Annotated in this window: 10 protein-coding genes; 2 read left to right on the top strand and 8 right to left on the bottom strand. The window is 66.6% G+C overall.

Annotated elements, in window-relative coordinates; genetic code table 11:
• Window positions 1-276 precede the first annotated feature (276 nt).
• Window positions 277-975, top strand: coding sequence for a GntR family transcriptional regulator (locus tag I1A62_RS01300; protein ID WP_219453576.1), 699 nt, complete (start codon window positions 277-279; stop codon window positions 973-975).
• 147 nt (window positions 976-1122) lie between these two features.
• Here the strand turns inward: I1A62_RS01300 and I1A62_RS01295 are convergent, their stop codons facing one another.
• The 8 genes from I1A62_RS01295 to I1A62_RS45630 all read right to left on the bottom strand — a co-directional run bounded on the left by I1A62_RS01295 (window position 1123) and on the right by I1A62_RS45630 (window position 11581).
• Entirely contained in the window at window positions 1123-2922 is a 1800-nt protein-coding gene (locus I1A62_RS01295) for an acetyl/propionyl/methylcrotonyl-CoA carboxylase subunit alpha (RefSeq protein ID WP_219453574.1), read from the bottom strand.
• A gap of 269 nt (window positions 2923-3191) precedes the next feature.
• Window positions 3192-3461: an acyl-CoA carboxylase subunit epsilon gene (locus tag I1A62_RS01290; protein WP_219453573.1), complete on the bottom strand. Its 270-nt coding sequence runs from the start codon at window positions 3459-3461 to the stop codon at window positions 3192-3194.
• The gene (locus I1A62_RS01285) at window positions 3458-5095 is read right to left on the bottom strand and encodes an acyl-CoA carboxylase subunit beta (RefSeq protein ID WP_219453571.1); all 1638 of its coding nucleotides are present in this window, start codon (window positions 5093-5095) and stop codon (window positions 3458-3460) included. Before I1A62_RS01285 ends, I1A62_RS01290 begins: the two co-directional genes overlap by 4 nt.
• Window positions 5096-5260: 165 nt before the next feature.
• Window positions 5261-7258 carry an acetoacetate--CoA ligase gene (locus I1A62_RS01280; protein WP_219453569.1) on the bottom strand — a complete coding sequence of 666 codons (1998 nt, stop codon included), beginning with the start codon at window positions 7256-7258 and terminating at the stop codon, window positions 5261-5263.
• Window positions 7259-7349: 91 nt separating this feature from the next.
• Window positions 7350-9110, bottom strand: a complete 1761-nt coding sequence (locus tag I1A62_RS01275) for an FAD-dependent monooxygenase (protein WP_219453567.1) — start codon at window positions 9108-9110, stop codon at window positions 7350-7352.
• Window positions 9103-9993, bottom strand: coding sequence for a fumarylacetoacetate hydrolase family protein (locus I1A62_RS01270; protein ID WP_219453566.1), 891 nt, complete (start codon window positions 9991-9993; stop codon window positions 9103-9105). Before I1A62_RS01270 ends, I1A62_RS01275 begins: the two co-directional genes overlap by 8 nt.
• A gap of 70 nt (window positions 9994-10063) precedes the next feature.
• Window positions 10064-10636, bottom strand: a complete 573-nt coding sequence (locus tag I1A62_RS01265) for a VOC family protein (protein WP_219453565.1) — start codon at window positions 10634-10636, stop codon at window positions 10064-10066.
• A gap of 714 nt (window positions 10637-11350) precedes the next feature.
• Entirely contained in the window at window positions 11351-11581 is a 231-nt protein-coding gene (locus I1A62_RS45630; protein ID WP_257890333.1) for a hypothetical protein, read from the bottom strand.
• A 205-nt stretch (window positions 11582-11786) separates the two neighbouring features.
• Between I1A62_RS45630 and I1A62_RS45625 the strand changes: the two genes are divergently transcribed.
• Window positions 11787-12218, top strand: coding sequence for a helix-turn-helix domain-containing protein (locus I1A62_RS45625; RefSeq protein WP_257890332.1), 432 nt, complete (start codon window positions 11787-11789; stop codon window positions 12216-12218).
• The last annotated feature ends 176 nt before the right edge of the window (window positions 12219-12394 follow it).

Below are 12394 nucleotides of genomic sequence, written 5' to 3'. Positions count from 1 at the left end.
CTTGTATGGGAAATCGTTTCTGCCCGCTCTAGCTCTAGCTCTTGCACGACATCGACGGGCGCGCCGATCGAACTACTGCCGGACTGCTGAGGATTCTTTTGGTGCCGACCGATCGAGCGGTAGCTGGAAATCCGCCCGGGCGCAGCCGGGTACTGACGCCGTGTCGGCCGCTTATGAACTGACGTAGGGTCCGGCGTGCAGGCAATCGGCAAACCGTTATAACATAACTTGACGACTGAGACGGCCGTCGAAGGTCGAGACCAAGCGGAGGATGCGGTGACAGCAACCACACAGGAGCAGCGCTCGTTTGTGCGATCGCTTGCACCGACATCGGTTCCCGATCAGGTGGCGAAGGAGATCCGCCGCGCCATCTTGTGTGGTGAACTGCGGCCGGGGCAGACGTTCTCGCTGCGCGAGATCTCCGGCCAGCTCGGTGTCAGCTTCATTCCGGTCCGCGAGGCCCTTCGCGATCTCGAAGGCCAGGGACTGGTCATCACCCGACCCGGCAAGAGCGCGATGGTGGCCCCACTAGCGCATGACGATCTTCATGGCATCTATCGTCTGCGTCGGCAGATCGAACCCGAGCTCGCCGGGCGCGCTTCCAAGAAGCTCACGAGCCAGGATTTCGACCGGCTCGAGGGATACTTGACGATGTTCGCCGACGAGACGTCGGGTATCGACGACATCTACGACGCCCATCACGCGTTCCATTACGAACTGCTGCGTCCAGCGGCGACGGCTTGGGATCTGCGCACTCTCGAAGGGTTGTGGCATGCCGCGGAGCGGTACGTCCGGCTCGCCTTTTCCGGACGCGACGCCGAACCGGACGAACCGGGCAGACGGTGGCACACACACAATGAACTCCTGGTCGCCACGCGTACCGGTGGAATCCGCCAAATTGCGGCGGCGACACGCAAACATCTCGACGACAACGAACAGATCGCGCTCCGCGCGCTCGACGACATCGCCCCTTGACCACGGAGTGAGCACCCCAGTTCCTGTGCGGTGAGCGGTGTGGATGCAGGAACCCCGTGGCGAACGCGGAGTCTTCAGTGTGTAGGCCCGCAGCCCATCATGGTCGATGAGCTGCGGGCCGGCTTTTGGGTGAGGCCAACACATCTGCTATTTGAGTTCGGTGAGGACGGTGCCCTGGGTGATGGTGGCGCCGGGTTCGACGGCGAGGCCGGTGACGGTGCCGGCCTTGTGGGCGTTGACGGGGTTTTCCATTTTCATGGCCTCGAGGATGGCGATGAGGTCGCCTTCTGCGACTTGTTGTCCTTCTTCGACGGCGACCTTGACGACGGTGCCCTGCATGGGGGCGGTGACGGCGTCACCGGAGGCGGCGCCGCCGTGGGCGCCGCCGCGGGTGCGGGCCTTGGGCTTCTTCCGGACCGCGCCGGCGGGGGCACCGTTGCCGGTGCCGAGGGTGAACTGGCCGGGCAGCGACACCTCGACGCGGCGGCCGCCGACCTCGACGACGACGTTCTGCCGGGGCAGATTCTCTTCGTCGTCGAGGGGGGCTGCGCCGGTGAAGGGTTCGATCTGGTTGTCCCATTCGGTTTCGATCCACTTGGTGTAGACGTCGAAGCCGCTGCCGTCGCCGATGAAGGCGGGGTCGGAGACGATGGCCCGGTGGAACGGGATGACGGTGGCCAGTCCTTCGACCTGGAATTCGGCGAGGGCGCGGCGGGCCCGGGCGAGGGCCTCGTCGCGGGTGGCGCCGGTGACGATCAGTTTGGCGAGCATGGAGTCGAACTGGCCGCCGATGACGGAGCCGGTTTCGACGCCGGAGTCCATCCGGACGCCGGGGCCGGTGGGGGGCACGAACTTGGTGACCGGTCCGGGGGCGGGCAGGAAGCCGCGGCCGGCGTCCTCACCGTTGATGCGGAATTCGAAGGCGTGGCCGCGGGGGGTGGGGTCCTCGAGGATGTCGAGTGCCTCGCCGTTGGCGATCTTGAACTGTTGCAGCACCAGGTCGATGCCGGCGGTTTCCTCGGTGACGGGGTGTTCGACCTGCAGGCGGGTGTTGACCTCGAGGAAGGAGACGGTGTCGCCCTGGACGAGGTATTCGACGGTGCCGGCGCCGTAGTAGCCGGCCTCCTTGCAGATGGCCTTGGCGGAGCTGTGGATGCGGTTGCGTTGGTCGTCGGTGAGGAACGGGGCGGGGGCCTCCTCGACGAGTTTCTGGAAGCGGCGTTGCAGGGAGCAGTCGCGGGTGCCGGCGACGATGACGTTGCCGTGCTGGTCGGCGATGACCTGCGCTTCGACGTGCCGGGCCTTGTCCAGATATTGTTCGACGAAGCATTCGCCGCGGCCGAAGGCGGCGACGGCCTCGCGGGTGGCGGAGTCGAACAGTTCGGGGATTTCCTCGATGGTGTGGGCGACCTTCATGCCGCGGCCGCCGCCGCCGAACGCGGCCTTGATGGCGACGGGGACCCCGTATTCCTGGGCGAAGGCGACGACCTCGTCGGCGTTCTTGACGGGGTCCTTGGTGCCGGCGGCCATCGGGGCGTTGGCTTTTTCGGCGATGTGGCGGGCGGTGACCTTGTCGCCGAGGTCGCGGATCGATTGCGGGGAGGGGCCGATCCAGATCAGGCCGGCGTCGAGCACGGCCTGGGCGAAGTCGGCGTTTTCGGAGAGGAAGCCGTAGCCGGGGTGGATGGCGTCGGCGCCGGACTTGGTGGCGGCGTCGAGGATTTTGTCGAACACCAGGTAGGACTCGGCGGAGGTCTGTCCGCCGAGGGCGAAGGCTTCGTCGGCCAGGCGCACGAACGGGGCGTCGGCGTCGGGTTCGGCGTAGACGGCGACGCTGGCCAGGCCGGCGTCGGCGGCGGCCCGGATCACCCGCACTGCAATCTCACCGCGGTTCGCGACAAGCACCTTGGAAATACGTGCAGGCGCGAGAAAAACTCCATTCGGCATGGGACCAAATATCCTTCGCGGTGTCACGGCGCAGCATTTTGTACCGGGCCTTCTGTCCGTTGGAGAGCAGTTGGATTGCTCATATGCGGTGCGGGTAGATCGAGATCGAGGGGGAACGATTGTCGTGCTTGCCTGAGCACGACGGACATACCTGCTACGGCTCGAGTAACCACAGCCGGGATTGTGAGTGCGCCGACAGCCATGATGCCGAGTATTTTGTCTGCTCTCATCGATCGTCCATTTCTGTATCTTTCAACACCGCTCCGGGGTTAGTAGCCTGCGTTGACCAGGACGGCAGCGGCGGCTACTTGCCGACGCAGAATGAGGGCGGGGGTGCCCCACGAATCGTTATCGGACGCGGGCGTTTGTGCCGCGGAACCGGACGAGGCGATCGCAGCGAATACCGCGAGCACTGCCGCGATGTCGGTGTCGCTGGGGTTGCCCGTGAATGTCACGGCCGGTGCTGCCGGCTCCGAGGCGAGGCCGGCGTCCAGCGCGATCTCGTCGAGCACCTCGTCGATCACCAGTTCCGCGGTCATAGCGGGATGTTCCCGTGCTTCTTGGGCGGGAGGGTGACCATTTTGCGTTCGAGTAGGCGCAGGGCGGCCACGATCTGTCCGCGGGTGTGGGACGGGGGGATGACGGCGTCGACGTAGCCGCGTTCGGCGGCGACGTACGGGTTGACGAGGGTGTCCTCGTATTCCTGCTGCAGTTGCAGGCGCAGCGCGTCGACGTCGTCCCCGTTTTTGGCGGCCTCGAGCAGGCGTTTGCGGTAGACGAACCCGACGGCGCCGGAGGCGCCCATGACGGCGATCTGGGCGGTGGGCCAGGCCAGGTTGACGTCGGCGCCCATGTGCTTGGAGCCCATCACGTCGTAGGCGCCGCCGTAGGCCTTGCGGGTGATGACGGTGATCTTGCCGACGGTGGCCTCACCGTAGGCGTAGAGCAGTTTCGCGCCGCGGCGGATGATGCCGTTGTATTCCTGGTCGGTGCCGGGCAGGAAGCCTGGGACGTCGACGAGGGTGATGATGGGGACGTTGAACGCGTCGCAGGTGCGCACGAAGCGGGCGGCTTTTTCGGAGGCGTCGATGTCGAGGCAGCCGGCGAAGACGGTGGGCTGGTTGGCGACGATGCCCACGCTGCGGCCGTCGACGCGGCCGAAGCCGACGACGATGTTGCCGGCGCGTTCGGCCTGGACCTCGAGGAATTCGTCGTCGTCGAGGATGCGGCGGATGACCTCGTGCATGTCGTAGGGCTGGTTCGCCGAGTCCGGGATCAGGGTGTCGAGTTCGAGGTCCTCGGCGGTGAGGGAGTCCTCGATGGCGCCGGTGATCGGGTCGGTGGGCAGCATCCGGGGGGCGGCGGCCTGATTGTTCGACGGCAGGTAGGAGAGCAGGTCCTTGACGTAGTCGAGGGCGTCCTGTTCGCCGGAGGCGACGTAGTGGGCGACGCCGGACTTGACCATGTGGGTGTGCGCGCCACCGAGGTCTTCCATGGTGACGTCTTCGCCGGTGACGGTCTTGATGACGTCGGGGCCGGTGACGAACATCTGGGAGGTCTGGTCGACCATGACGACGAAGTCGGTGAGGGCGGGGGAGTAGACGTGGCCGCCGGCGGCGGGGCCCATGATCAGGGAGATCTGGGGGATGACGCCGGAGGCCTGGACGTTGCGGTGGAAGATTTCGCCGTAGAGGCCGAGGGAGACGACGCCTTCCTGGATGCGGGCGCCGGCGCCTTCGTTGATGCCGATCAGGGGGCGCCCGGTTTTGAGGGCGAGGTCCATGACCTTGACGATTTTTTCGCCGTAGATTTCGCCGAGGGAGCCGCCGAAGACGGTGGCGTCCTGGGAGAACACGCAGACGTCGCGGCCGTCGACGGTGCCGTAGCCGGTGACGACGCCATCGCCCACGGGGCGGTTGTCGGCGAGGCCGAAGTTCACCGAGCGGTGCCGGGCGAGGGCGTCGAGTTCGACGAAGGAGCCCTCGTCGAGCAGGGCGGTGATGCGTTCGCGGGCGGTGAGCTTGCCCTTGGCGTGGACCTTCAGGGCCGCGGCTTCACCGCTCGGGTGCTGCGCCTCGGCCTGACGATTACGCAGGTCGGCGAGCTTTCCCGCCGTCGTGTGAATATCGGGCGTACTCGCCGACTCCGCCGCAGATTCCTGAACCTGTGTCATTGCTTAGCCCCTGCTGTTCCGTACCGACTGTCGGCCGCTGCTCCTGGTCGCCCGTTTCCTGGTCGCCCGTTGATTCTTTCGACCTGTGGGCGCTCGCTCGGAGGTCCGGTTCCACACACCGCATCGACTCTCGCGCCTGCCCCAGTTCTGTGCGGACGAGAGGTGTCACGTTGCACTCGGGGTGTCGATGGTGTGCCGGAACCGCTTTGCGTAGTCGATGTACCAGTCGAGGGCGGCGGTGTCGGCGACGGTGGCGCGGTTGATTGCGGTCTCCGGAGAGACTCCCTGGATCAGTTTCTTGACCGGTATTTCGAGCCTCTTGCCGGTGCGGGTGATGGGAATCGCGGGGACGTCGATGATCTCGTCCGGCACGTGCCGGGGTGAGGCCTCCCGGCGGATCGTGGTGCGGATCTTCTGCACGAGCGTCTCGTCGAGGTCGTATCCGTCGCGCAGTACCACGAACAGCGGCATGTGATAGCCGCCGTGGGGTAGTTCGGCGCCGATCACCAGGGCCTCGGCGATCTCGGGGAGGGCTTCGACGGCCTGGTAGATGTCCGCCGAGCCCATCCGGACACCGCCGCGGTTGATCGTCGAGTCCGACCGGCCATGGACCACGCAGCTGCCGTCGGCTTCCATGGTGATCCAGTCACCGTGCCGCCACACCCCCGGGTAGGTCTCGAAATAGGCGTCCCGGTACCGGTTTCCGTCCGGGTCGTTCCAGAAGTAGATCGGCATCGACGGCATCGGTGCGGCGATCACCATTTCCCCGACCACCCCGACGACCGCCGCACCGGCCTCGGTCCAGGCCTGCACATCGACCCCCAGGTAGGGGCCCTGCAGTTCTCCCACCCGAACAGGGCTCAGCGGGTTGGCGCCGATGAAGCCGGTGGCCACGTCGGTGCCGCCGCTGTCCGATCCCAGGTGCACATCCGGGCTGACCGTGTCGTAGATCCACCGCCAGGTGGTGTCCGGCAGCGGCGAGCCGGTCGACATGATCGACCGCAACCCGGACAGGTCGAAGTCGGTGCCGGGCTGGGTGCCGGCCTTCTCGCACAGCGTCAGATAGGCGGCGCCGGTCCCGAAACGGGTGGCACCGTAGCGGGCGCAGATCTCGAATTGGTGGTCGGGCCGCCCGAAGGTGGGGCTGCCGTCGTAGGTGACGATCGTCGCGCCGGTGACCATGGCGTCGACGAGCATGTTCCACACCACCCAGGCAGTGCTGGCGGCGATGAACACCCGGTCGGTGGGGCTGAGGTCGTAGTGCAAAGCATTGGCCTTGAGGGCTTCGAGCAGGATGCCGCCGTGCGAGTGCACGATGCCTTTGGGTAGGCCGGTGGTGCCGGAGCTGTAGAGGATCCACAGCGGATGATCGAACGGCACCTGCTCGTACTCGGGTGCGGCGTCCCCGACCACGAGGTCGGCGTACGCGGCGACACTCTGCCGGTGCTTCCCCTCGTAGGGCAGGCCGATGTTGTCGACCATGATGGCGTGCCGCACCGTCGGGAGCTGGCCTAGCAGGGCGGAGAAGACGTCCCGGCGGTCGACGCGTTTGCCGTTGAACTGGTAGCCGTCGACCCCGATCAGCACGGTCGGTTCGATTTGCGCGAACCGGTCCACCAGGCCCTTGACACCGAAATCCGGTGCGCAACAGGACCACACCGCACCGACGCTGGCCGCGGCCAGCACCGCGACGACGGTGGGCGCGATGTTCGGCAGCACCGCGGCGATTCGGTCCCCGGGCTGCACCCCGATCTTCCGGAAGTGGGCGGCGAGGTTGGCGACCTGCGCGACTAGCTCGGCCCGCGAGAGTTCCCCGGCGGTCCCGGTTTCGTCGACCGAAATGATCGCTGGCCCGGCCTGATCGGTGTGGCGGAGCAGGTTTTCGGCCCAGTTCAACCGGGTACCGGGCAGCCACCGGGCGCCGGGCATTCGGGGGTCGGCGAGCACCCTCTGCGGGGGCACCGAGGCGATGACGTCGAAGTACTCCCAGATCGAGAGCCAGAACTTCTCGAGGTCGCTGATCGACCAGCACCACAGCGAGTCGAAGTCGGTGGTGGAGACGTTCTTCTCGGACGCGAGCCATCGTTGGTAGCGGCTCATGTTCGAGGCGAAGACCCGCTCGGGCGGCGGCGTCCACAACACTTCACGTCCTGGCGCGGTCATTACTCATGCGTCCTTTCCGGCGGATTCCGCGGCCCACGGGCAGACTTGGTGTCCTGGCCTACCCGTGGGTGAGGGGTTTCGTGCGTTGGTGTCAGCGTGCGAGCACGGTGCCGAGGGCGCGGGTGAGCTCGTCGGCGGGGTCGGCGACGGCACCGGAGCTGCGCCAGGCGACGTGGTTGTCCGGGCGGACCAGGATCGCCCCGGCGTCGTCGATCTGGCGGAGCTCACTCCAGCGGCCGGTGGGGTCGGTGTAGTCGGCGCCGATCTGGGCGACCTTGATCTGGACCCCGAACTTGTCCTTGGCCAACCGGGCAGCATCGGACCAGGCGGCACCGTCCGCGGCGGTGATCAGCACGAAGTGCGCGTTGTTTCCGGTGAGGTCGTGGGTGGATATCCGCCGGCCCTCGTGTTCGAGCCACGCATGCGGCAGACGATGCCCGGGACGGGTGGTGGGGTAGTACGTCGAGCCCATCGGGTCGCGCGGCGGTGCCTCGGTGCCGTCGGCGACGAGGGCACCATCCCGGTACGCGAAGCCGATCTCGAGGTCGTGGGCCTGGAATTCGGTGCGCTGGGTGCTGATCACCTCGGCGGCTCGGGCGCGGCGGGTTTCGCCCATCGGGGTGTCGGAGAAGTAGTCCCGGAACACCTGGACCTGGGCTTCGAGCGGCTGGCCGGGGATCAGACCGAGACCCGCGTCGATGACCATGTGGTTGAGGAAGGTGAACATGGCCCAGTCGACGTTGCGCATCCCGACGAGGCGGCGTTCGGGCTCGTAGGTGTCGAGCAGGGCGGGGGCGGCGTCTCCCTTGATCACCGCGGCCAGCTTCCAGACCAGGTTGTGGGCGTCCTGGATGGCGGTGTTCAGGCCGAGGCCGGTGGTCGGCGGGTGCCGGTGGGCGGCGTCGCCGGCGAGGAAGATCCGGCCGACCTGGTACTTGTCGGCGAGCACCCCTTCGAGGATCCAGTGGCTGACCTGGTGAATCTCGAGTTCGAGGTCGGGCAGCTTGAGCAACTCGCGCAGCCGCGGAACGATCGCCTCCTCGTCGAAGCGCGCGGGATCATCCGGTCGGAAGGTGAAGTGCAGCACGAACTCCTCGGAGTGCTTGCCCCACGTGGGGCCCATCGCGGCCATGGCGCCGCTGTTCCAGGATCCAGCACCCTCGGGGTTGAGCAGCCAGGTGATCAGGACGTCGTCCTCCCAGTACTGAGACAGGTCGGCGGTGAAGTGGGTGCTGACCATGTCGAGGAGCCCGGTCGGGCCCTCCATTGTCACCCCCAGTTCGGGCCCGACGGTCTTGCCGCCGTCGGCGGCGACCAGGTACTGGGCGTGCACGGTGTAGGTCTCCTGCGTCTCGCGGTTCAGGACGACGGCGTGGATTCCGTTCTCGTCCTGCTCGAAGGAGACGAGTTCGCGGCCGAAGTGGATCGACTCGGGTGCCCGCTTCTCCGCGTGCTCACGCAGCAGCGGCTCGAGCCGGATCTGCGGGTAGTTGCTCGACGCGCAGGGGCTGTCGACCGCGTACTTCTCTTCGAGGATGCCGCCGCCGAACGATTCGAGGGTGTACAGGGTGCGCCCGTCCAGTTCGCCGTCGCCGCCGAGAGAGGTGACCCACCGGGTCTTGCCCATGTTCTTCGGCGGGGTGCCGACCGCGTAGATCGAGTCCGCGACCCCGACCTGGCGCAGCACCTCCATGGTGCGCTGGTTGAGGTAGTGCGCCTTGGGCAGGTGGGAGGTGCTGGTGTGCCGTTCGACGAGGTGGTGGTCGATGCCGTGCTCGGACAGCAGGATCGAGGTGGTCAATCCACACCCGCCTCCACCGACGACGAGGACGGGGACGGTGATCTCAGACATGATGGGTGCTCCTGGAGACAGTGGTGAGGGGGTGCGGGCGATCGGTGGCGGTGAAGCGGTGCCGCATCTCGCCGATGGTGTCGGCGCGGCTGACGAGTTCGTCGTCGACACCGATGAGCCGCTTGGGTTCTCGGGTGAAGCCGATACCGGACGGGGTGCCGGTGAAGATGAGGTCGCCGGGCCGCAGCGGCACGATCGAGGACAGGTAGGCCACCAGGACCGGGATCGGGAAGATCAGATGCCGGGTCCGGGACTTCTGCATCAGTTCGCCCGATAGGACCGTGCTGACCTCGATGTCGTCGGGGTCGTCGAATTCGTCGGGTGTGACCAGCATCGGTCCGATCGGGGCGAAGCCGGCGAACGACTTGCCGAGGGTGAACTGTTGCGGTGGGGGGCCGGACAGTTGCAGGTCTCGTTCGGACAGGTCTTGGCCGAGGGTCAATCCGGCAATATGATCCCAGCCCTCGGCGACGGGGACGTTGCAGGCTTCCTTGCCGATGACCGCGACGAGTTCGACTTCGAAATCGACCGAGCCGCCGGGGTGTTCGACGGTGTCGTAGGGGCCGGTGATCGAGGCGGGGAACTTGGTGAACACGAACGGAGTGTCGGGCAGGGTCAGTCCGGATTCCTCGACGTGGTCGGCGTAGTTGACGCCGACGGCGAAAATCTGCCCGGGCCGGGGAACCGGGGCGCCCAGATCCGACTCGACCACCGCCGCCCCGTCAGTGAAGTCCACCGTGGTCGCCCATGCGGTGAACTCGTCCCACCGGTCGAAGATCTGCTGGGGTTCGGCGGAGAAGCGGCCTCCGCTGGCCGCCTCGACGTCGACGGCGATCCCGTCCGCCACGATCTGGAGCCGGCCGGCCTGGTTTGCCACACGCATGAGAAGAAGTCCTTCGGTGATCGATCGGAGAATGCTGATTCGTCGGGCCGAGCGTGAGCTCGTGAGCAGCTCAGCTGGTCAGCGCCGCCATCGGGTTAGGCAGGTCCGGGCTGGTCTGCAGGGCCCAGGAGTGGGTGGTGACCTCCGAGACCGGGGTGCCCTGGGCGAGTGCTTGCCGCATCAGTTCCGGGACGAACGACACCCCGACCGGGTTGCTGCCGTACTCCGGGCCGTTCATGTAGGCCGTCGCCTCGTCCGGGGTGGTGAAGTTGTCGATCTGCAACTCCACGAAGTTGCCGTCCGGATCCTGGTAGTACAGCGACGTCGTCACCCCGTGCTGGATCGGTACCTTCGGCTCGATGCCCTTCTCTTTGAGTGAGTCGTACCGATCGAGAAGGTCGTCGAGGGTGTCGAAGGTGTACGCGGTGTGGTGCATGCCCGCCGCACCCGGATTGCGGGGTTCGAGCTGTACCGGGGCGCCGAGCAGCGCGACCCGGTGGTGTTCCTCGTCGAAGGTGATGAAGCACAAGCCGTGGCCCTCGTAGACCACGTGCGCATCCAGCACGGTGCAATACCAGTCGCGCATCTCCTCGAACCGGCTCGTCTGCAGGACGACGTGCGCGAACTTGGGGGTGGCGGTCATCGTTGACTCCTTCGATACCGATCACGGTCGGGTGACCGTGAGGGATGTGTGAGACCCGGGTTCGAAATGTCGTTCCACAACTATGGTGAATTCTAACCCAGGGCTATATTTGATAACAGTTCGCCGCGAACGCTTGCAACGACCATTGCTGTGGTGCCCGTCACGTTGCGGTCTCCCCATTTCACGAGATCCGGTCGCGGATAGCTAGTGGCTGGAAAACAGGAACTTCGAGGGAATTTGGTTTACAGCCCAATTCGGGTGACGTGTTGGTTGTAGCGTTGAGGCGGATCGGAAGGATGTCGAGTGCCGCACTGGACTGGTGAATTATCGGGAGCACGGGCCCGGCAACCGGAGCTCGAGTGGCTCAGCCCGGACGCCGAACGGATTCGCGCCGTGCTCGGCGACGGCGCGGTCACCTGGGCCGTCGAAGTCGGCCAGAACATCGCCGCCACGATCTCCGGGAAAGTGCCGGCGCTGGGCGATGGGGTGGCACCTCCGGATGCGTTGCGTCGGGCGACCACCTCGACAGCGCTGCGGGCCCTGACTCTGGTCGCCGGCCTCGGCGAGCCGGAGACGTCGCTGGCCAGTGCCGAGGTGGAGGAGATCGCTGTCGACTTTGCCCGCCAGGGTATGGAGCTCAACGACCTGCTCCGGGCTATCCGGGTCGGGTACGCCGTGCTGGCGGCGGCCCTGCTCGACGCGGCGACCCGCCTGCTACCGCCGAGCGAGAGCAGCAGCGAGTTGCGCCGGATCTCCGTGCTGCTCTTCGAAGTGCTCGACGACTTCACTGGGGTGGCCGCCGCGGCCTTCCTTCACGAGCAGAGCGCGTGGGCAGCGGGGGTATCGGCGGCCCGGCTCGACCTCGCCACCAAGATCATCGCCGCGGACCCCATCGAACCCGTCCACGCCGAACAGGTCCTCGGCTACCCCCTCGGCGGTCACCACGTCGCCCTCATTGCCTGGAGCGGTCCGCACTCGAGCCACGACCTGCGGGCCGTCGTCGACCCGGTGCTGCGGCACTGGGGAACACCGACGGCTGCACTGGTGATCCCCGTCGGGCTGCAGGCGATATGGGCGTGGGGGACGATCACCCCGGACCCGACCCGCGCCCTGACCCCCCCTCCCCCCCGACTTCGGCGACACTTTTGTCGTGACCGGCCAACTCGGCTCCGGGATGGACGGGTTCCGTCGAAGCCACCTCGAGGCCCGCGCGGTCGAGCGGTTGGTTCGCCTGCGGGTAGGCCATCCACCCACCACCACCGCGCACGAGCACATCGGCCTGGAAGTGCTACTGCTCGCCGATCCGGATGCCGCGGTGCAGTTCGCCTCCCGTCTGCTCGGCCCGCTCGCGGGCGACGACCCCCGGATGGCTGGTCTGCGGTCGACCCTGAGCCTCTACCTCGACAAGGAACACAGCCTCGCCAAAGTCGCCTCGGCCGAGCATATTTCCAAGAACACGGTGACCTATCGAGTGCAGAAGGCCTTGAGCCTGTGCACGCTCCCCGGTGAATCGACCACGGACCTGCGGGCCGCGCTCCGCATCTACGAGTGGCTCAAAGACGCCCCCATCGCTCAGTGGTAGCGAGCGTAGGCCGATAGCCCGAACCCCCGGTTGGTTCAGAAACCAAAAGTCGGCGACAACACTGGTCCCTGCAGTAGTGCGAACTGGGTAACTGATGCGGTCTACTTGTGGTGTAGGACACAACGGGTGGTGAAATCCCGAAGGCCAGCGGCACCCGTCCCCGTCCGTTCTCCACG

The sequence above is a fragment of the Rhodococcus sp. USK10 genome (assembly GCF_019378875.1).
Lineage (GTDB): Bacteria > Actinomycetota > Actinomycetes > Mycobacteriales > Mycobacteriaceae > Rhodococcus_F > Rhodococcus_F pseudokoreensis.
This window is presented reverse-complemented; position numbering and strand designations above follow the sequence as displayed.